General features: G+C 33.4%; 16 protein-coding genes, 1 tRNA gene and 2 pseudogenes. 7 read left to right on the forward strand and 12 right to left on the reverse strand.

The genetic code is table 11. The annotated features are described in order from the left end of the window. Nucleotides 1-263: 263 nt before the first annotated feature. Nucleotides 264-1,652 carry a dihydrolipoyl dehydrogenase gene (gene lpdA / locus GKR88_04605; GenBank protein ID QMU63635.1) on the reverse strand — a complete coding sequence of 463 codons (1,389 nt, stop codon included), beginning with the start codon at nt 1,650-1,652 and terminating at the stop codon, nt 264-266. Between the two features lie 41 nt (nt 1,653-1,693). Then, on the reverse strand, nt 1,694-3,472 hold the full coding sequence (locus GKR88_04610) for an arginine--tRNA ligase (GenBank protein ID QMU63636.1): 1,779 nt from the start codon (nt 3,470-3,472) through the stop codon (nt 1,694-1,696). Nucleotides 3,473-3,605: 133 nt separating this feature from the next. On the opposite strand from GKR88_04610, the pseudogene GKR88_04615 reads away from it, so the two are divergent. Further along, a pseudogene (locus tag GKR88_04615) lies at nt 3,606-4,102 on the forward strand (YkgJ family cysteine cluster protein). Nucleotides 4,103-4,273: 171 nt separating this feature from the next. On the opposite strand, the gene GKR88_04620 reads toward GKR88_04615, so the two are convergent. The 10 genes from GKR88_04620 to GKR88_04665 form a co-directional block, all read right to left on the reverse strand. Continuing rightward, on the reverse strand, nt 4,274-6,754 hold the full coding sequence (locus GKR88_04620) for a TonB-dependent receptor (protein QMU63637.1): 2,481 nt from the start codon (nt 6,752-6,754) through the stop codon (nt 4,274-4,276). After that, nucleotides 6,744-8,105 carry an HTTM domain-containing protein gene (locus GKR88_04625; protein ID QMU63638.1) on the reverse strand — a complete coding sequence of 454 codons (1,362 nt, stop codon included), beginning with the start codon at nt 8,103-8,105 and terminating at the stop codon, nt 6,744-6,746. Before GKR88_04625 ends, GKR88_04620 begins: the two co-directional genes overlap by 11 nt. 3 nt (nt 8,106-8,108) lie before the next feature. Further along, nucleotides 8,109-9,239 (reverse strand): peptidase M75 superfamily protein, encoded by a 1,131-nt coding sequence (locus GKR88_04630; protein QMU63639.1) that lies wholly within the window; start codon nt 9,237-9,239, stop codon nt 8,109-8,111. Between the two features lie 9 nt (nt 9,240-9,248). Continuing rightward, the gene (locus GKR88_04635) at nt 9,249-10,469 is read right to left on the reverse strand and encodes a DUF4856 domain-containing protein (GenBank protein ID QMU66641.1); all 1,221 of its coding nucleotides are present in this window, start codon (nt 10,467-10,469) and stop codon (nt 9,249-9,251) included. A gap of 430 nt (nt 10,470-10,899) precedes the next feature. Next, entirely contained in the window at nt 10,900-13,545 is a 2,646-nt protein-coding gene (locus GKR88_04640; GenBank protein QMU63640.1) for a hypothetical protein, read from the reverse strand. 202 nt (nt 13,546-13,747) lie between these two features. Beyond that, complete coding sequence (locus GKR88_04645) at nt 13,748-14,215, reverse strand: hypothetical protein (protein ID QMU63641.1); 468 nt, start codon at nt 14,213-14,215, stop codon at nt 13,748-13,750. Between the two features lie 11 nt (nt 14,216-14,226). Continuing rightward, complete coding sequence (locus GKR88_04650) at nt 14,227-15,015, reverse strand: GLPGLI family protein (protein ID QMU63642.1); 789 nt, start codon at nt 15,013-15,015, stop codon at nt 14,227-14,229. Between the two features lie 91 nt (nt 15,016-15,106). Beyond that, nucleotides 15,107-15,448 carry a hypothetical protein gene (locus tag GKR88_04655; GenBank protein QMU63643.1) on the reverse strand — a complete coding sequence of 114 codons (342 nt, stop codon included), beginning with the start codon at nt 15,446-15,448 and terminating at the stop codon, nt 15,107-15,109. A gap of 21 nt (nt 15,449-15,469) precedes the next feature. Further along, a complete protein-coding gene (locus GKR88_04660) occupies nt 15,470-15,757 on the reverse strand; it encodes a hypothetical protein (GenBank protein ID QMU63644.1) in 288 nt (95 codons plus the stop codon). Between the two features lie 571 nt (nt 15,758-16,328). Beyond that, nucleotides 16,329-16,401, reverse strand: a tRNA-Phe gene (locus GKR88_04665). Between the two features lie 98 nt (nt 16,402-16,499). Between GKR88_04665 and GKR88_04670 the strand changes: the two genes are divergently transcribed. The 6 genes and pseudogenes from GKR88_04670 to GKR88_04695 all read left to right on the forward strand — a co-directional run bounded on the left by GKR88_04670 (nt 16,500) and on the right by GKR88_04695 (nt 21,962). Beyond that, complete coding sequence (locus GKR88_04670; protein ID QMU63645.1) at nt 16,500-17,228, forward strand: type III pantothenate kinase; 729 nt, start codon at nt 16,500-16,502, stop codon at nt 17,226-17,228. Continuing rightward, nucleotides 17,225-18,517 (forward strand): hypothetical protein, encoded by a 1,293-nt coding sequence (locus GKR88_04675; protein ID QMU63646.1) that lies wholly within the window; start codon nt 17,225-17,227, stop codon nt 18,515-18,517. Before GKR88_04670 ends, GKR88_04675 begins: the two co-directional genes overlap by 4 nt. A 21-nt stretch (nt 18,518-18,538) precedes the next feature. Beyond that, a complete protein-coding gene (locus tag GKR88_04680; GenBank protein QMU63647.1) occupies nt 18,539-19,903 on the forward strand; it encodes a hypothetical protein in 1,365 nt (454 codons plus the stop codon). After that, nucleotides 19,903-20,475, forward strand: a complete 573-nt coding sequence (lptC, locus tag GKR88_04685) for an LPS export ABC transporter periplasmic protein LptC (GenBank protein QMU63648.1) — start codon at nt 19,903-19,905, stop codon at nt 20,473-20,475. Before GKR88_04680 ends, lptC begins: the two co-directional genes overlap by 1 nt. Further along, nucleotides 20,472-20,669 (forward strand): hypothetical protein, encoded by a 198-nt coding sequence (locus tag GKR88_04690; protein ID QMU63649.1) that lies wholly within the window; start codon nt 20,472-20,474, stop codon nt 20,667-20,669. The genes lptC and GKR88_04690 overlap by 4 nt, the downstream gene beginning before the upstream one ends. A gap of 60 nt (nt 20,670-20,729) precedes the next feature. Next, a pseudogene (locus GKR88_04695) lies at nt 20,730-21,962 on the forward strand (DUF21 domain-containing protein). Nucleotides 21,963-21,993: the final 31 nt, after the last annotated feature.

Raw genomic sequence — 21,993 nt, forward strand, 5'->3', positions numbered from 1 at the left:
CGGTTTAAAGAACATACTCATTCTTCTTCTAACAAACTTCCCACCATTTAGCAACGATCTTATAAAAATGGTTAAAGTTTTGTTAATGACAAGAATGATGCCAAAGCACAAAAAAAGGATTTATTGAAAGTTTGAAAGTCGTAAGGTTTCAAGTTACAGAAACTTGAAACTTTCTAACTTTAAACTATAGTAGATATCTAAGCTGACAACCCGTCAAGAACTTTCTAATTGTAAATTGTAATTTCTGATTTAGCTATTCTGCATTACAAATGAATTACTTCATCATATGCATCAGCAACTGCCTCCATAACCGCTTCACTCATAGTAGGGTGCGGATGAATTGCTTTTAATACTTCATGCCCGGTAGTTTCTAACTTTCTGCCTAAAACCGCTTCGGCAATCATGTCTGTAACACCAGCTCCAATCATATGACAGCCCAACCATTCCCCGTATTTTGCATCAAAAATAACTTTTACAAAACCATCCGGGGTTCCGGCAGCTTTTGCTTTCCCGGAAGCAGAGAACGGAAACTTACCTATTTTTAAATCATATCCCTTTTCTTTTGCTTGTTCTTCTGTTAAACCTACAGAAGCAATTTCAGGGCTTGCATATGTACAACCGGGAATATTTCCATAGTCAATGGCTTCCGTATATATACCAGCTATTTTTTCTACACAAGTGATTCCTTCCGCAGAAGCAACATGCGCCAGAGCCGGGCCGGGAACTACATCTCCAATAGCATAATAACCGGGTATGTTTGTCTGATACCAATCGTTTACTAAGATTTTATCTCTGTCCGTAATAATGCCTACCTCTTCTAAACCTATATCTTCTATATTCGTTTTTATTCCTACTGCCGACAGTAGTATATCCGCGGTCAATACTTCTTCCCCTTTTTTTGTTTTTACGGTAGCTTTCACACCATCTCCGGAAGTGTCAATAGTTTCAACAGCAGCATTAGTCATTACTTTGATATTTGATTTCTTAAAAGAGCGTTCAAATTGTTTAGAGATGTCTTTGTCTTCCAAAGGAACTAAATTGGGCAAATACTCCACAATGGTTACTGCTGTTCCCATCGCATTATAAAAATGAGCAAATTCAACACCTATAGCACCGGAACCTACCACAATCATAGATTTTGGCTGATCGGGCAAACTCATCGCTTCTCTATATCCGATGACTTTTTTGCCGTCTTGAGGGATATTGGGTAATTCTCTGGAGCGTGCACCTGTTGCAATAATAATATGATCTGCACTGTATTCATCGGCTTTTCCGTCGGTAGTTGTTACCACTACTTTTTTACCTGCTTTTATTTTTCCGAAACCATTAATGACATCTATTTTATTCTTTTTCATTAAGAACTGAATACCTTTACTCATACCATCTGCAACACCACGACTTCTCTTTATAACGGCATTAAAATCTTTATCAATAGCTTCGGCTTTTAAACCATAAGCATCTACATGTTTTAAGTAGTCGTATACTTGTGCACTTTTTAATAGTGCTTTAGTCGGGATACACCCCCAGTTTAAACAGACTCCACCCAGATTTTCTTTTTCAATTACAACAGTTTTAAATCCTAGCTGCGAGGCTCTGATTGCAGTTACATAACCTCCGGGCCCACTTCCAATAATAATTACATCGTATTTCATTTGTCCTGTTTTATAGATAATTTTAATATAATCTGTTTTTTTTACATCCTTTCCGGAACCTGGATTCCTAACAATGAGAATGCAGATTTTATAGTGTCTGCTACTTTTTTAGATAGCTGAACACGAAATATTTTTCCAGTTTCATTTTCTTCACCTAATATAGGTACATTTTGGTAAAAAGAATTGAACTCTTTCACCAGGTCATAGGTGAAATTAGCGATAACTGCCGGCGAATAGCTTGCCGCAGCTTGTTGTATAATTTCAGGATATAACGCCAGTTGTTTAATCAATTCTTTTTCTTTTATATGCAAAGCTATTTTGATGTTGTTTAAGGTACCTTGATAATCAAATGTTGTTTTTCTCAATATGGATTGAATTCGGGCATAGGTGTATTGTATAAAGGGCCCTGTATTCCCTTGAAAATCTACAGACTCTTTCGGATTGAACAGAATTCGTTTTTTAGGGTCTACTTTTAAAAGAAAATATTTTAGAGCACCCATACCAATAATTTTATACAACTCCTCTTTTTCTTTTTCAGAATACCCTTCCAGTTTTCCCAACTCCTGCGCAATTGCTTTGGCTGTGTTATACATTGCTTCCATCAGGTCATCGGCATCGACAACGGTTCCCTCTCTGGATTTCATTTTCCCGGAAGGCAAATCCACCATACCGTAACTTAAATGATATAGCTGCTTCGCCCAGGGAAATCCTAATTTCTTTAGGATTAGAAATAATACTTTAAAATGGTATTCCTGTTCATTTCCGACAGTATATACCATCCCATTGATATCCGGAAAATCTTTCACCCGCTGTATAGCGGTTCCAATATCCTGTGTCATATATACTGCTGTTCCGTCCGAACGCAACACTAGTTTTTGATCCAAGCCTTCATCAGTGAGATCACACCAAACAGAACCGTCCTCTTTTTTAAAGAAAACTCCTTTAGTCAAACCTTCTGCTATGACATCTTTTCCTAATAAATACGTGTTACTTTCGTAATATAATGTATCAAAATCAACCCCCATGTTTTTATAAGTAACGGCAAACCCGTCATATACCCAACGATTCATCATATACCAAAGAGCAACCGTTTCCGAATCTCCGTTTTCCCATTTAATAAGCATGCCCTGAGCTGCTACCAAAGAAGGTGCTTGCTTTTTAGCATCTTCTTCGGACATACCGGAAGTTACTAATTCTGCAATTTCTTTTTTATATTTCTGGTCAAATTTCACATAGTAGTTTCCAACGAACGTATCTCCTTTTAAACCGGTACTTTGCGGGGTTTCTCCATTTCCATATTTTTCCCAGGCAAACATAGACTTACAAATATGAATGCCTCGGTCGTTGATAATTTGTGTTTTATAGACTTTCTTCCCCGAAGTTTTAATAATTTGTGCAACGGAATATCCTAACAAATTATTACGGACATGACCTAAATGCAGTGGTTTATTGGTATTAGGAGAGGAATATTCTACCATTATGGCTTCATCGTTTTCATGTATAAACCCGTATGAAGGATCGGCAAAAATAGTATTAAAAAAATCTAAGTAAACCGAATCGTCTATAACCAAATTTAAGAACCCTTTTACTACATTAAAAGCATTGACTTCTTTCATATGCGTAACCAGATAGTTGCCAATAGTTTCCCCAATTTGAACAGGGTTGGCTTTTATATGTCGCAATAATGGAAACACAACTAAGGTAATATCACCTTCAAAATCCTTACGTGTTGCCTGAAATTCCATACTTGGAACAGCTATATTATATATAGCTAAAAGACTTTCTTTTGCTTTACCTTCAATAAGGGTTTGAATATTCATGGAGCTTTTTAAAATCCGGCACAAAATTACATATTTTATTTCTTTTTAACAGGTCTCTTAATTCTTTTAAAACATCGGGAAAACAACATTATTTTTTTGAGAATACTAAAAATCAGTATTGTATTTTTATACCATGAAATATCCATTGGAGGAATTGCCTAAACTTGCTAAAGCAGCTTTGCCTGAAAATAGAAAGTATTTTGCAAAATTGAAAAACAAAACAACAAGAGATTGGGTGTTTTAATGCAGAAATTGCGCGAAGATGAATTTAAAAGAACAGATTGTTTAACTTGTGCAAATTGTTGTAAAACAACGAGTCCGATTTTTACGGAGAAAGACATTCAACGTATTTCTAAGTATTTGCGGATGAAAGAACGCGATTTTATAAATCAATATCTGAAAAGAGATTCGGATGATTTTATGGTGTTAAAAACCGCTCCGTGTGCTTTTTTAGATATAACTGATACTACCTGCCTTGTCTATAATGTAAGGCCAAAAGCCTGTGCTGACTATTCACATACTAATCGCAAAAAATTTATACAACTTACTGATATAACTCTTAAAAATACGGAAATATGTCCTGCGACCTTTCGTATTGTTGAAGCATTGAAAAAGCGAATTCCTTTGTGAATTTGAAACGTTGGAAATGTAGTGAGCATGTCTGAATAAGATTGCCTTTTTTCAGGTATGCTCAGTTCTCAAAGTTAGATTGTAGGCTGTTTTTTATACTTTTCAACTATATTTCTTTTGAATAAAATAGTTCATATGATATAATTTTATAGCATCTGCTTTTTATAAAAATTACAATTTTAACTGTATCGTAGCATAAAAACTACGCGGTAAAGCAGGAATAATTCCGGGGCCGGGATATCCTATGGCGCGCTGGGTAAAATACCGTGCGTTAAATACATTATTGATACCTGTTTCCAGCCTCCATTTTTTGTAACGATATGAAAAGGAAGCATCCCAAACCGAATACGAAGGAATAGTACCAATAATTCCACTCTGATTATCCGTTCTATCCTGAGGTGCATTAGATGCATCTGTAAATTGATTGCCTAAGTAGTTATATTGAATGCTTGCTAAAAAATTTTGATATCCTAATTTAATACCTGTACGCAAATTAAGTTCCGGAACAAATTCGACAGATTTGCCTTTTACACCGGGAATTTCCGATTCCAAATATTTGGATTGGGTAACTGCCAGATTGGTATAAAAATGTAACTTGTAACTTTTTGCTTTTTCAAAAAAAGAGGCTCTGATATTCCAATCTATCAAGCTTTCCAGACCATATATAAATGCACGACCTATATTTCCTCTGAAACGGACTGTACGCCCGGTTTCAATTGCCTGGCCACTTGCATTGATTCTGGTTTCGGCACGTAATACTTCCCCAATTCTGTCATTGTATAATAAACCGAATATATTAACGTCATACGACAGTAAGTTTTTATAATGCCCTCTCAGGCCCAGATCGGCAGTAAAACCTTTTTCATCATTAATAGCAGAGTCTACTTGAAATGTAGGATTGACCACTCGGATGTCCGTAAAGGTAACCGAACGATAGTTTTGGGAGATATTACCATAGGCTTCAACTGCTGGTATGGGTTTATAACTTAAGCCAATACCTAGCAATAAGCGCGTTCTTTCCAGGGTTCTGTTATCTTCAAAAGTGTTATCTCTGATGATGTTATTGGCAAGGTCGCGATCAACCGAGCGAAAAGTACCTCTGCTTGCTGTTTTGATATACTCAAAACGAAATCCTGGTGTAACAGACAACTGATTGCTGAGGTAAAAAATATTTTCACCAAAGAAAGCGAAATTCAAATTTGGAAAATCAAAATCGGATTGTCTTAAATCTACAGGTAAATTTTCGTCAGCATAATCTACAAAACTAAAATCGGCATCATTACCTGTAGTTCCGGGTCCTTGCCGCTCCGAATTATAGGCCTGGTAGTATTTTCCGCCTACAAGTAATGTAGATTTTTTATTGCTGAAAGTATAATTTGTGAGGTATCGTAATTCCGCTCCCCAATTTCTAAACCGTCCTTTTTGCAGGTCTCTGAGTTCATTTAAATCATCTTCCTGCGATACGCGATTCGTTCTAAAACCAATAGCATTTCTTGAAGAATTAAGACCGAATAGTGTTACATCCAACTGATTGTCAATACTGAACCTGTGGTTTAGTTTTAATGCCATCAGATTCCAGTTTACGCTAAACCAGTTACGTATGCGGTTGCTAAAATCCGGGTTTTCATAAAACTGAGTATCCGTAAGTCCGCCGGGCTGTTGGGCGGTATATCCCAAGTGTGTAAATTCGAAGCCTATTTTTGTGTTTTTCGTTACTTGATAATTAAGACGGGTATAGGCATTGAAAGCTTTTAAGCCCATATTAGATCTTGGCGCTTCATTTAGATTATTTTTATAGGCGACATAAGTATAGTAGCTAAATTTGCCATTTGTGCCACTTATACTATTGAACGTGGCATAACCGCAATTGGTGTCATAGGTTTGCCGTGCGACAAACGTTAATGGTTTTGTTGAAGGTTGTTTGAGTTTAAAATTCATTAACCCTCCAAACTGTGTGCCGTATTGCAATGAGGCTGCCCCACGTATAATTTGGATTTCTTTTAAGGCCTCTACGGGTGGTGTGTAATAACTTTCGGGATACCCCAGTACATCGGCACTAATATCATAGCCGTTTTGGCGGGTATTAAAATTTGCAGTCCTGTTAGGATCCAACCCTCGTCCGCCAACGGCTAATTGTAAACCGCAATTCGTACTTTCATAAATATTAAGCCCCGTAATCTGTGCATATACTTGACGTGCATTACCACCGGATTTGTTTCCCACAATTTGATCTACTATTATTACTTCATTCTTTTTGCCGGCATATATTGCTGTTCCTTCTACATCTTTCAGGTGTTTCAGATCGAACATTTCTTTTCGTTTTGCTTGGATCACAACTTCGGAAAGGTGATAACTTTTACTCATCGTAACGGAGATGTTCTTATCACCATCCATAAAAATTTGTTCTTCGTGCCAGGTATACGCATCATTATAAAATATCAGTAAGTGCTCTCCGGCTTTTAAATCCTGTATCTCAAAATAACCTTTCACATTGCTGATACTTTCTTTTCTTGAGGTTTTGTCAAATAATTTTACATAACGTACGGGTTGTTTGGTTTGCCGATCTATTATAGTTCCCGATAACTTGTATTGCGCCTGTAATATAATTGGCAAGAAAATGGCCAGTGCTGAAATTAGATTTTTAAAATCCATAAATACTATCGTTAAAAGGAAGAATCCAGTCTTTGTGTTTGAAAGATTCTTTAATTTTTGTCAAATCTATGTTTGGGTCAATATAAGGTTGGCTACGCCTTCCGTTTAGTGCCACATAACTCTCTACGTAAACTTCCGGATTTTTAATTCCTTGCTTTTTATAATGTGCCGCTAAGAAGTGTGCATACTGCAAGATAAAGTCGGGTTGAGTTTGCATTTGTTTTTCCTGAAAGCTATTGAGAAAATGGTGATTTCTTATGTAGAACTGTTTATTTGTTTCCGGGTTTACTACTTTAAATTGCGCATAACCTGCTTTTTCCATAAGCATGACACGCCAAGAAAAACGATACCCTTCTTCTGTCCAAAATAATTCACCGGGATACAATAAATATCGAAACGGAAACAACAATTGTACTGTAAAAAACAGGATAAAACTCGCTACCAATAATTTATTTTTGACAGTAGGAGCCCATCTAAGAATTTTCCCGATTTTTATTTGAGGAAGCCGAAACCGTCGTTTGAGTATTCCGATGATATTTTCATGAAAAGCAGGGCCAAAGAAAATAAGGGTAGCAAAAATCATTACAAATGGAAAAATACCAATAGGGAAAAGTACTCGGGTGAGGATATGAAAAATAACCACTAAAATAAAGGCAAATATACGGGTGCGCTTATAAAACAGTAAAAACGGAATCGTTAAATCATACAGCATTCCGCCCCAACTCATAAAATAATGCACCCATTCTTTTTGAAAAAGATCACCCAAAAGAGGGATGTCATACCTGGCCGGTAACCAGATTTTAAGAGGCATTGCTTCTAACAACCAATCAGAATTTATCTTGGCTAAGCCTGCATAAAAATAAACGATGGCAAGCATCCACTGTATAATAAGAATACAGTATCTTGGAATTTTATCAAAAGCAATATTTGTGTTTTTTTGAGCATCTATGGAAAAATACGAATTGGCCGGTAAAAAAATGAGTATAAAAGCCATCAAGCTCACAAAATAATAATGGTTGAGATAGGTGGTCTTATCCATTAACTCTATATAGGTAAAGATTAAAAAGAAGAGTATTGCTGATAACCTGTAACGATATCCTAACATCATCCCGATAGCGGATAAGAGCGCAATGACAAAAAGCCCGTAGGTATAGTTACCAATCGGTTTTACAAATTCAAAGCCATAATATTTAAAAAAGAATTTAGGGGCTATATAAAAATCACTTACCCAACCGTAGGATAAAAAACGTATGATGGCAAAAGTCATTAACAAACCAAATAAAATCCGAAAGACTGCCAAAGGGGCAGTCTTTACAGGTATTTTTAGATATGTTGCTGTTTTTTGGATCATATGCTAATCGCCATCTGCATCGACAAAATCAACATTAATGTCTAAGGCTTGTAGCATATCTACTTTTAACAAAACAACATTTGCTTGTAGTTGGTCATAGGTCGCAAGCATTTGAGTATTGTTATTTTGAACCTGATTGGCAAAATTAGTACTTAGATTTATGGCTGATGAACGAGTAGCATCAAACTGATTATTGATGAGTGTACTTAGGTCTTCGCCATTTTTGATGGTGTTTAAAAAGTCGAGATAGCTTTTAAGACTTGCTCCTGTGGTATTGCTATTAAAATGCTTCCCGTTAAAAAAATCTTGTACTGCATTTAGCGCTGTATTAAACAATTGCTTAGACAAATCGGCCTTGTAATACGCTTCTACATTACCGGGAAGTATATTGTTAGAGAATACGCCGGCCGGGATGCCTATTTTTCCCGCTCTTAGCGCTTTTTCGTAATAGAAAATATAATCATTTACAAAACGGTCTACCGTACTTGATGCAGACGATCCGCTATTGCTTACAAATGTATTTCTATAACTGCCTTGCCAGTCGGAAATAACCTGAGTTGTTAAGGTGTTCATTTTGGTTATCACATCATTTAGATATGCCTTATAACCAGCTGCGTTAGCGTTGGAAGTATAAAAGTTTACAATTTCCGAGTCAGAGACATCACTTAATCCGTTAATCAAATAATCTATCGCAGGAAACCCCTGCTCATCCTGGGTGGATACGCTAACAAGGCTATAAGTGCCGGAGGCAATACTATTTTCTATACTCGTGGCATCTGTAGGATAGATATTCATAAAACCCCGATATTGCATATCTTCCGCAGGCCCGATCTCAAACATAGAGACCGATTGCCAGGCAATATAGGCAGCTTGCCATTCTTGCCTAAGAATCAACAAATTAGCCTCAGTAGGAGTTTGTACAAAAATATCCGAAGCACTTTTAAGTGCAGTCATCTTTGTTTGAAAAGCCCGGTAAGCAGGAATGATAAGATGATCTGCCCAAATGACAAGCATTGCCTGGCGGTCAAAGTTGTTACTTGTTCCGCCTGAGTTGTCATCAGAACAGCAAGAGGCAATCAATAACACCAAAACAGGCATTATGGATAGGTACATTTTTAATCTGGCTTTTTTCATTATTTTAATTTAGTTTGAACTTCCTGCCTGACCTACCGTAAAGTTAAATTCAGCAGCAATGGCTTCGGCACTTGTTTGTAAAATTGCAGGGGTTACATCCCAAAATCCGTTGGCATTATTTGTATATATATCAGCCAAAATAGCCTGGACTTCTGTCCTCGACAAGTATGGTGAATTTGAGTTGGGTTTCCTCGTAAACTGTAAGCTGTAAATAAAACCAAAAGCTTCGGATAAATCGTGGAATGCAGCGGCATAATCGGGATTGCTGCTTGCCTCTAGAGTGGCTTTGGCCTGTTGTAAATAAAACACGGATCTGACACCGATAACTTCCGAGACTTTTTCCCGAATAATTTCAGCTTGTTGGTTGCGTACGGTATAGTTTTTGGCAACAATTGCGGCACGCCCTAATTTCAGGGCATTGTAAATGTCGTTTGCAATACCGTTGAAATCCGGATCGTCGTTTACCCTGTCAAGATACTTACTTAAAAACGAATCATCTCCGTTTTGCCCGGAAGCTGTGCCTATATTTGTTAAAGGATTTGCAGCATCGGGTGCAGTGCCGAAAAGATAACCGAACGCTTCATCCCAATCGTGTTCCATATCCGTATAATTTTTCCCGGTAACAAGTGTTCCGGCATCATTGGCTGCTTCAAAATTGCCTAACACATTAGAACTGATATAATTGTTTAGCATTTGGTCTACTATCATAGCCCCTATCAAACCTTTATTAAAAACTTGATTTAGTTCCAGACCTTTTGCATTGATATAGCGGGTAGATCCACCCCCGCCTTCTTGCAACCCTCCTGCAACGCCGGCAGCTGCGTTTTGGTTCCATACAGGATATACGCTGCTAACCTGCTCTGCAATCCAACCGTCAAAATCGGTAAGTACGCTACTGTTGGCACTTCCCGCAAAAAAGTCAAATGAAGCTGCGGTTTTGCTTCTCACTACTTTGTCAGATGCATTTAAGTTTGTGTTGGAAAAATTGTTAGCACCTTGAGTATGGTTGTACATCGCATCTATTTGTACTTCCGTAAAAACAGGGTTTTTTAAGGCATTTATAATTTCCTCTGCCATTAAAATACGAGTCGTCTGGCCACTAAAACTCACGCTGGTAGAACCGTTGCGTTCAAAAGTATATGTGGTCGGAGCTGTTACAGGATTGCCGGTATTCGTATCGTCATCGTTAGAGCAAGAGGTAAGGGATAATAGTATGACTGCGGTTAAGATGCCTGATGGCTTTGTTTTTACCAATATTTTATTTTTAATTATTCTAAATAAGGATACAAATATATAGAATGATTCTAAATAAAATATTTTTTTTGATTTTTTTTAATGAACTCCTTTAAACTTTTTCAACTGTGTTTTTTTGAGAAATGGTATTATTAATTGAGACCTTTGAAAAATTAACTCAAATTTTGGCTATTGATTTTATGAGTTTTTCTTTTTTCAATATTTGATTGATTTTACAATTTTGAGTTACTTTTTCTAGCTATTATTAGCTGGAAAAGAAATGCTTTTTACAGAGCCATTAAGCACACCAAATTCTGTCTTGGGGTAATTTTCTAATTTAATGTTTACGGTTTGACTATTTTAATTTTATCAGAATTTTGTGTAGGTGTTTTGAGTTTAGTTATGCATACATAGACCTTTACTAGAATCAAAAATTCCATGTTAAGTTTAACAGAAAATGACTGGGCAAAATATTACTTCTATAAATATTTGTTGAAAAATCAGTAATTTCAATATCTTCAAAATTATCTTCATTTAAAATATTTTTGGCTACTAAGCTCATCTCAAATATTTTATTTTTCATTTTATAGCGTAAATGACTATCTAAAAAGATATAATTGTTACTTGGTTGGCTTGTATTTGGCAAGTAATAATTTGAAGTGATTGATAGAAACCAATTTTTTGAAGGTCTAAAATAAATATTAAATAAATTATTTAAAGATCCATTAGAAAATGTTTCACTACCTTCTGATTTGGATTCTGATAAACTCCAAGTGAGATTATTTTCAAAATTAATTGAGGATTCGAATGAAGTTTTGATAGTAAAACTGTTTTGCAATGTATTGTTTAAATTATCTCTCAAATCAGAATCATTAACAATATTTCTATATTTGGATATTGAGTAATTGGATGATATTTTGACTGTAGAATCAATAAAATCCATAAATTTAGAGAAGTCAAGGCTTATAGAAAAATCTTCTGAATCTTCATCTAAAAAAAAATATTGTATTTGAGTCACTGTGTTATTAATTTCAGAATCGCTGAAAAAATTACCATCATTTCTTCGATAACTTAGAGTTCCGTTTAGCTGAAGTTGATTGTAAATATCATTATTATAATAACTAAGATTATAAGATTGCGATTTTTGGAGGTTTAGACTGGGTTGATTTGAGACAGTTAGCCTATTATTTGATAAAATTTCATTTGTAAATAAATAATTCTCTGCTTCACTTTGAACATTATAACCAAACCTTCCTCTTAGAAGGGAAGAACGATTTAATTTGTAAGTCAAATTAATGGCTGGTTCAAAAATAAAATTTGTAGTATGGTTAATAGAGTTCTCATCATTAAGTTTTTGAAATAATACCCTGAAAGAATAACTTGGTGAGATAACAAACTCTTTTAATTTAAAATCATAAGAGCCTCTATTGTAAATGATATTTTTTTGGAAATTAATTAAATTTAAAGAGTTAATAAGAATTTCGTTACCCTGTCTCCTATTATAAAAACGTGTATTTAAAGGATTTGTATCGTTTATGTAACCAATTGAGAAACTATATTTATTATCATCTTTATTTCCTAATAAAATACTATTAAATTCAAAATAATCTTTACGTTGATTAGACTCTTGGAAATCCGTACTAGTTTGGTTAGAATTAAAAACAGATGATGTTATTTTAAAATATTGAGGAATATTATTTGTTGAATAAGTAGCTGAAACTTGTAGAGCTTTTTTTGAAGATAATTTTTTTGTTAGAAGCAAATTTTGTTTGAAAAAGAAATCCTCTGACTTCAAATTTGATTCAAAGTTATTATTATTTGAAAAAGTAGTGTTATTAGTTTCTATAAGTTCATTACGAATTTTCAAATCATATTCTAATAGTGAATTTCTTGAAACATTGAAAGTTAATTTAATATCTCCTCTATATTGAATAGGTTTCTTTTCAAGAAAATTATCGTCAAAAGTACTGAACAATACATCATTTATAACATAATCATTGCTCAAAAATTGATTATTTCTTATTCTATCATTTATTAAATAAAGGTTAGTCCTAAGATTAAGACGTTTTCCAATGTTGAAAATAGCATTATAATTGGTAAAAAACTGATTATTTATATTTACTCTTTCTGTATCAAACGAACTTGGAATTCTAGATTCTGGTATATGTTTTTTTGAAAAGAATTTTTGTTCCCTAATTTGTTCAGCATTAAAATTAAAATCAAAATAATTAAAAGGCGAGTGGTTTATTCCAATATTATTATAGCTTAATGTAGCAAAAGATTTATAGCCTTTTTGTATTCCTAAAATATTTGAATTGGTATTAAAAACTGGTTTACCGTCATTGAATAAGCCACTAGCCAAATCAACATTTCCTGACAAATCAATATTCCCTTTTTTAAGTTTAAGGTTTAAGGCGACTTTATCTCCTCGTTCTATACCCTTTAACAAAGGATTTTCAGAATAGTTCTCTATGGCTTCAATTTGTTCAACCATATTAATATTGATATTCTTTGTGCCTAAAGAATAATTATACCCAAATAAATTATCACCTTCTAATAATACAGTCTCAACAGGTTTTCCCTTGTATTTTATTTGCCCAGAACTTTCATTGACTTCGACACCAGGTAACTTGTTGAGGACATCTTGTAATTTTCTTTCAGTACCATCTTTATATTCATTTATGTTGTAGATAAGCGTATCCTTTTTTACTTTAAACTTTTTCTTTTTAGACTTAATTATAATTTCTTCTAAAATTATGAATTCTGATTTTTTCATTTCAAAATTCAACTTATAAACCTTACCTTTAAGAAGTTCAGATATCTCAATAGAATTGTCAATATATCCATTTGATTTAATGACTAATTTAACAGAATCAATATACTCATCTTTTAACTGAATATTGAATTTTCCATCACGAATGGTAAAAAATTTTTTTTGTACATCTGATTGAAATAACGATAGTGTTGATAACCTAATTGGAATTCCATCTGAGTCTTTAATAGTTCCTTTAAGAGCTTGAGATTGAAGAGAAAATGAAGTTAATAAAAATATAAAAATTAAATATCTTGACAATTTGTTTGTTAATTTACATTTTATTTTACACAATCTACTCTTTCAATTATTCTTTACCTTACTTTAATATAAAATGCATTAAATGGAAACTTTGTCATATAAGCTTTACCAAATTTAGATTTTAGATAGGCATAAAGGACATTATTATTTTCCCTTACTTGCTTTAAGGAAAGAGGTTCAATCACACTGTAAACTGTAATTCCTACTCCATATTTATCTTTAAATTTTTTTTATTGATAGGTGAATTATTTATTCCAAAAGTAATAAAATTAGCTTTTTCATCTTTTATTGCTTTTTCTATATCTGAAATAGTATTAAGTTCAGATAGCACATAATTTAATTTGAAAGTATCATTTGACAACTTGTTGTTGTTTTCAGTTAGCTTTATAATAATTTCATTTTTTCTTTTTGTAATCTTATATGGGAAAATTATATATGGTTTAAAATTATCAGACGTAAATGAAAATTTATATTTCCCTTTCTTTGGAAGAAGAATAGTAGAATTTAGCTCATCTATTTTTATATTTTGATTTGTCTCCTTTATGTTTAATATACCAGATTCAAACTCATTAACAGTATTGTTTACTATTATTATTTTAACCTCTATCTCTTTGTTAATAGTATTTGTTAATAAGACTAAAGATATGAGGAGAGAAAATATGTATTTCATAACAATTAAATTTATTCAATTACTGTAAACCCAACATCTTCAATTAAGTCACTTAAAGTTATTCTAATGTCGCCATCGGGATCTTCAGCTTTAGCTTTTTTGACAATATTTTGTAATTTTTTTTTAAGTGTCTTTGTGAATTCAGTCCAAGTGATTGTTTCCTTTTGTATAAATGGGTTGTTGATTTTAATAGTTTCCTTTTTTGTCTGTATTGATGTAGCCTCAAACTTATGATTACCATCATTGGATTCTGCATAAAGCACAACACCAGGCAAACCATTAAATTTCCAAGGTCCACCATAAAATGATAATTCATCAGTGTAATAGATATCCCAACCAACTCCTCGAAACCTTGTTTTAGCTAATTTACATTTAAAATTAAGAAAAGTACTATCTTTTTCAGTAATATAAATCCAATTAAATTTATCTAGTTTTTCTTTAACATAAACAATTTTATTAAATATTGCTGTACTATATATCAAAGAATTTTTATAAATATCTTTATAAAAGACCTGTGGTTCTTCAGTGGTAACTTTCACATAGTCATCCGATATTTGTTCTCTAACAACACCATTCTTAACTATTTTTTCGTCTGATTCAACATATAATAATTTGTCATTTTTTAATTTATATAATGACTTTTCAGAATTTAAGATTAAACCAAATTCTTTTTTACTTGCTAGGATTGAATTTGTGGGTTGCTTATCTAAATAGTCATATTCAACCAATAAAGTTTGAGAGTATAGACTTGATGCAAAAAAATGCCATAGTATAAATTGGATTAATAGCTTACGTTTCATAATTGTTTAATAGGTTTGTAATAAAAACATCTTATTTGTTACCCTAATGGAATAACAAATAAGATGCCAAATAAAATTTTCTACAGAGGTTTTAAAACAACATATCTACAAGTTGGTGCATAAGCTTTCTTTGACATCTTCTTGAAGCTGATTCACAACTTGTCAAAAAATTTCCAGCCGAAGCTTCAAATGTAGTAGTTATTCCATACATAGTTACAGACATGGAGCAAGATACTCTGCACATAGATTTTTCAGCATTTTCAAAAAAATCAAGTTTTTTATCTACAACTAGATTTATATCATTAGGTTTTACTTCTTCTCTCAGTTCGACTTTTGCTTTTGGGTTAGTTTCCTTTACATTGTCATTACCATCGTTTGCGTAAACAAATCCTATAAAGAAGAATGCTGATAGTATTAATACTTTTTTTAACATAATCATTTGATTTATTTTAATTTAACTCATTGCATCACTAAGCTTTTCTTGACATCTTCTAGATGCTCTCTCACAGCTTGATAAAAAATTACCTGCACTTACAGTGATAGTGATAGTAACACCTCCAGTACTTATAGTTCCAGTACAAGATACTCTACATAAACTACTATCATTTGAAGTATTTGATTCAGAAGAGATAGTTACATCTTTTGATGTATCATTGGTGATTTTTGCATCATTTTCTTTTTCGTTTGATGCGAAAGTCGATAAACTAAACAGCATTAAAACTGCAAAAAATAAGTTTTTCATATTTATAATGTTTTAAACATTCTCTCAAAGATAAAATAATTTCTAAGAAATTAAAATTAAAAATCTATAATAATTTTATCATGTTCATCAGCTACTGTATTCTCAAAAGAATTGGGTAAGGTTTTAACTCTTAGATTAATGAATTTATTATGGCAGATACAGCTAAATAACTATCAGTTCGATAATTCACAAGGGGTCAAAAACAAGCTAACTTTTGAAAATCAAATATATTTGGTTCGATAGTACAGTGCTCAGGTGAGAACTATAAAGATAGAAAAAACTATCAGAAGTTGAAAGAGTATTATATGAAAAAGGTGGTACTCCAACTTATCACCAAAGAGGTGCTGTCATACCCACAATCGAACAAGAGAAGCCCACCCGAACGGTGAGCATTCTGCTTATAATTCTCGATTGTAAAAATTGACAGTTTTCTTTGGTCGAATTATAGTATCACGCTACATCTATTATATGTTATATCTTCTATTTTTAGGATACACACAAAGGTAGGAATTTCTTAAAGAAAAAATCCTTGATTAAAATACTAATAATCAAGGATTTAAAAATGTTTCAGTGGTACCTCCAGGAATCGAACCAGGGACACAAGGATTTTCAGTCCTTTGCTCTACCAACTGAGCTAAGGCACCAAGTGGCAGCAAATATAAAACGAGTTTTTTATATCTACCAAATAAATCTATAAAAATCTGTCGTACTTTTATACCTTTCAAATGTAAATGAGTTCTATATGAATCTGGTTATCGATGTTGGAAATACGAGAGTAAAAGCCGCTGTTTTCAAGGGTATTGCTATAGTATGGAGCATTTCTTTTGATCATCATGACATTGAAATTAAAATCAAGGAACTCAAAAAAAAATACCCTGTTTCCAGAGTAATGCTATCAAAAGTTACGACAAAAATAAGCACTGAAATTAAAAATATATTGGAAAGTGACTTCTTCATTGAACTATCTAATACAACTCCCGTTCCTTTTAAAAATGTATACAATTCTCCTAAAACTTTAGGAATAGATAGAATTGCGTTAGCGGCTGCTGCCGTAGAAAAATATCCCGATACGAATGTATTAATTATCGACGCGGGAACCTGTATTACTTTTGATTTTGTCAGTAGTAAGAAAGCATATACGGGCGGTGCTATTTCCCCCGGAGTACAAATGCGCTATAAAGCGTTGCATGAATATACGGATGCTTTGCCCAATCTCAAACCGGAGTACTCAGCAAATCTGACCGGTACTACTACCAAAGAAGCTATCCACATAGGTGTTTTAAGCGGAGTTGTTAAAGAAATAGAAGGTACTATACACGAGTATAAAATGAAGTATTCAGATTTAACAGTTGTTTTAACAGGCGGAGATACAAATTTCTTGGCTAAACAATTAAAAAGTAGCATATTTGCCAATCAAAATTTTCTCTTGGAAGGATTAAATTCAATATTGATTTTTAATACGAATACATGATCAAAAGAGGACTGGTTATTTTTACAATACTGATATCGATGTCCATACATGCGCAAAGAACGGTTTCTTCTCTGTATTCGTTCTTTGGAGTGGGAGAAGAGTTTAGCCCCAGGACTGTAGAGCAGATTAGCATGGGAGGCCTGGGAGCAGCATATAACAGCATATACCATTTAAACTTAACCAACCCTTCCGCTGTTGCATATTTAAGATATTCCACATATACATTTGGATTACTAAATAATGATTTGACCATAAAAGACAATTCGGAATCGCAGTCTACTACATCTACAAGTTTAAGTTACTTTTCCATCGGATTTCCAATTGGTAGAAAAGCAGGATTGCATCTTGGTGTGCAACCGGTATCTTCGGTAGGTTATTCGTTAGTTAACAGAGTAGTAGATGCAAGTAATGTTTTGACGGAGGTGACTGAGTTTTCCGGGAATGGGGGATTAAGCAGAATCCATGGGAGCTTTGGTATTTTTGCGGTTAAAAATTTTTCCGTTGGAATCGAGGGAAGTTTTGTTTTTGGAAATATAGAAAACTCGGTACTCAATCAAAGAGCCAATGTTCAGTTAGCAACTAAAAATAATGAACTTGCAGAAGTCAGAGGAGGTATTTTAAAACTGGGAGTTCAATATAAAAAAGAACTAAAAAATAAACTAATCGTAGATGTTGGCGCTACCTTTAAATTGAGTAATACATTTAACGCCAGTGGAAACGAATATCTGTACTCCCTTTCTCTGGGCCTTAATGGAGTGGAGATTCCAAGAGATACGGTATATAACAACACTATCAACGGGAAACTGTCCAATCCTTTGGAAACCATTTTAGGAGTAGGTCTGGGAAAAGAAAACAAGTGGTATATAGGTGCCGAATATGAAACACAGGGAGAGATCACTTCAGAAGGATATTTTAATGTAGTCAATCAAACATACAGATTCGGTAAGTCTAACAGAATTTCTTTAGGAGGGTTTTATATACCGAATATAAACGCTTTAAACGGATACTGGAGAAAGATAAGATATAGCGCGGGAATACGATATGAAGATACGGGTTTGTTAGTAAACGGTTCTCCGGGCACATCGAATACATTTACCAGTATTAAAGACTTTGGCATGTCATTTGGTTTAAGCTTTCCACTGGGAAGGAGTTTATCAAACGTAAACCTTGGATTTGAATACGGAAAAAGAGGAACAACAAACAATAATTTACTACAGGAGAGCTACTTCAATATTAGACTGGGCCTCTCTTTAAACGATTTATGGTTTATTAAAAGAAGAATAGATTAATTATATATAAAATAATAGAAGATGAAAAAAATGGCATATTTTTTAGTTAGCTTATTTTTATTATTAATAAAAGTAGATAGCCATGCGCAGGCTGATCAAAAATGTACTATTACGTACAATCTTTTTAAAGGAGACTATCAGTCAAAAAAATACGACGATGCATTTCCCAATTGGATATTTATGATGGACAGTTGCCCTAAGCTTTCTATTAATATTTATAAGTTAGGAGATATACTTGTTAAAGGCAGGTATAAAAAAGCATCAGACAAACAGGCAGCTTTTAAACTGGTAAAACGAGTATATGAGCAGCGGTTGCAGTACTATCCGGATAAAGACCCTGCAAAAGTACACAGTGATTATGCAACTTTTTTAATCAAAAATAAATTGGGTTCCGAAGAAGAAATTTTTACATTACTGGAAAAAGCATATGACATAGACCCTACCCGATTAGGAGTAAGAAATATATACCGGTATTTTAAGGGTGTTACGGATAAAAATAAAGATACAAACCCTCAAAGAGTGTTTGATACTTATGATGATGTGTTGGAGTCCGTAGCAGGAAAACTGACTTATTACGCCAAAAAAAGAAAACCATTGCAAGACAGGCTTGATACAGGCGAACAACTGGATAAAAAAGAGGTTAAAAGATTAAAAGCTTATACTAAAAATGCAGAAGCTTTAGGCCAGGTAGAAGCAGGGTTAGACAATATTATAATTACTTTATCTACTTGTGATAGGCTGATACCCTTATACAACAGAGATTTTGAAGCCTATAAATCGGATGCAAAATGGCTGAGAAGAGCAGTATCCAGAATGTTTAATAAAGGATGTACGGACGACCCGTTATTTGAAAAATTAGCAAAAGCCTATGCGGAGACCTCTCCTTCTGCCGATGCATACTCTTTTGTTGCCGGGGTTTTAGAAAAAAATGGCGATACCAAAGGAGCTGCCGATATGAGAGTAAAAGCCTTTCAACTGGAAACAGACCCGCTAAAAAAAGCAAATTATAAATTAAAATTTGCACAATCCGCAAGAAAGAAAGGGCAAAAATCCAGAGCTAGAAGACTGGCCAATGAAGCCTTGGGTTTCAATCCCAATTTTGGAAAAGCATATTTGTTTATTGCCACTTTATATGCAAAGTCAGCCAATGAGTGCGGAACCAATATTTTTCAAAAAAGAATGGTGTATGTTGCCGCATTAAACAAAGCCAGAAGAGCTATAGTTTTAGATCCAAGTATTTCGTCATTAGCTAAACAGTATATTAAAAATTATAAAGGAAATATTCCAACTAAAAAGGAAATTTTTACACAAGGTGTTGAAGCGGGAAGTAACTATACCATTAAATGCTGGATCGGAGAAACCGTAAAAGTTCCGGAAGGAAGGTAATGAAAATAAACACTTATATAATTGTAAAAAACAGTGCGGTTGCTCTTGCAATAGGACTGTTTTTTTCTTGTAAGAACAGTACAAAGCAAGTACGGAATTTTTTAGCTGAAAAAAACCTCCCGATAAGTGTCGCAAAAAAAGTCTATCATGTATATAAAGACTCGGGGGTGATTACATCAAAATTGTATACACCGCTGTTAAATGATTTTAGAAATAGAGACGAACATCCGTATCATGAATTTCCGGAAGGAATTAAAATCATTAACTTTGAAAATAACGGAAAGGATTCCGTAACGATTATAGGAGACTATGCTCTTTCCTATACAAAAACAGCCATTTCGGAAATAAAAGACAACGTGGTCATTATAAACCATACTGAAGACTCTAAATTGGAAACAGATCAGCTTTTCTGGGATCAGAATACGCAGTATTTTTTTTCTGAAAAAAAATTTATCCTTGTTAAGAATAAAGATACAACAAGAGGATATGGATTTGAATCTAAAGAAAACCTCAGCAAATGGATTTCAAAAAATATAACCGGGGCTTTTGATCTTAAAGAAAACGAATTATGAACACACTTTGGAAATTATTACAATATGGCTATTTAGTTGTTGCAGCTATTTTTTTGATTGAGGCCGTACTCACTTTTAATAAAAACAGGTCAAAAGCATATATGATGTTTGGTTTTGCTATTTTTATACTCCTAATTTTCTTCTTTAAAAGGCACTTTAGAAAAAAAATAGAGAAGAGAAACGCTCAAAAATAGATGAATTTTGAAATAGCAGTTATTACCATTTCCATTATCCTGTCAGCATTTTTCTCGGGAATGGAGATTGCATTTGTTTCTGCTAATAAATTGCATATTGAGTTAGAAAAAAAACAATCGGGTCTGTTTCCTTTTATTTTAAATAAACTCACCCGAAAACCTTCTAAGTTTATAACCACTATGCTGGTAGGCAATAATATTTCTTTAGTTGTTTATACCTATTTTATGGGAGAACTATTAATCAACTGGTTCCAAATGTTTCTGCCCTCCAAATTTTCTGCACTAAATTATTTATTAACAGAAGCTTCATTATTTTAGCAAACAATTATTTCCACATTTATTATTTTAATTACTGCCGAGTTCTTGCCAAAGGCTATTTTTAGAATTTACGCAAATAATGTCATTAAAATATTTGCCATTCCTACTTACTTTTTCTACATTATTTTAAACATCTTTTCATCAGGTATTACGGCAATTTCAGATTTCTTTTTACGTGTATTTTTTAAAACTCATGTAGATGAAGAGCGAAGAGAATTTAGCAAACAGGAATTAGGAAATTATATAACGGAACAACTGGAAACGGGAAATGATAACGAAAAAGTAGATTCGGAAATTCAAATTTTCCAAAATGCGTTGGAATTTCACAATGTTAAGGCAAGAGAAGTTATGGTTCCCAGGACAGAAATTATCGCCATAGAAATGCATGATTCCGTTTTCAATTTAAGGAAACTGTTTATTGAAACAGGATTGTCTAAAATTCTGGTATATAAAAACTCTCTGGATGATATTTTAGGATATACAAATGCATTCGAATTATTTAAAAAACCAAAAACCATAAAATCCATCTTACTTCCCGTAGAGATAGTTCCCGAATCTATTTTTATTAACGATGTTTTAAATGTGTTGATAAAGAAGCGTAAAAGTATGGCAATAGTCGTTGACGAATATGGCGGCACATCGGGAATTATTACTGTAGAAGACATTGTAGAAGAGTTATTTGGCGAGATTGAAGACGAACACGATGTACAAGCATTACTGGATACTAAAATCAATGATACCGAATTTAATTTTTCTGCCAGATTAGAAATAGACTATCTAAATGAACAATATCATTTGAATATTCCAAAAGAAGAAGGATATGAAACTTTGGGAGGATTTATTATTAATCATGCGGAAAAGATTCCAAGCATAAATGAAAAGATTGAAATTTTTAATTTCAAAATTAAAATTTTAAAAGTGAGCTCATCAAAGATTGAAGAAGTTCATTTTGAGGTTATGGAAACTATGAATTAAAAGCTGGTGGAACGCTTTACATATACTTTAA

Source organism: Flavobacteriaceae bacterium (assembly GCA_014075215.1).
Taxonomy (GTDB): Bacteria; Bacteroidota; Bacteroidia; order Flavobacteriales; family Flavobacteriaceae; genus Polaribacter.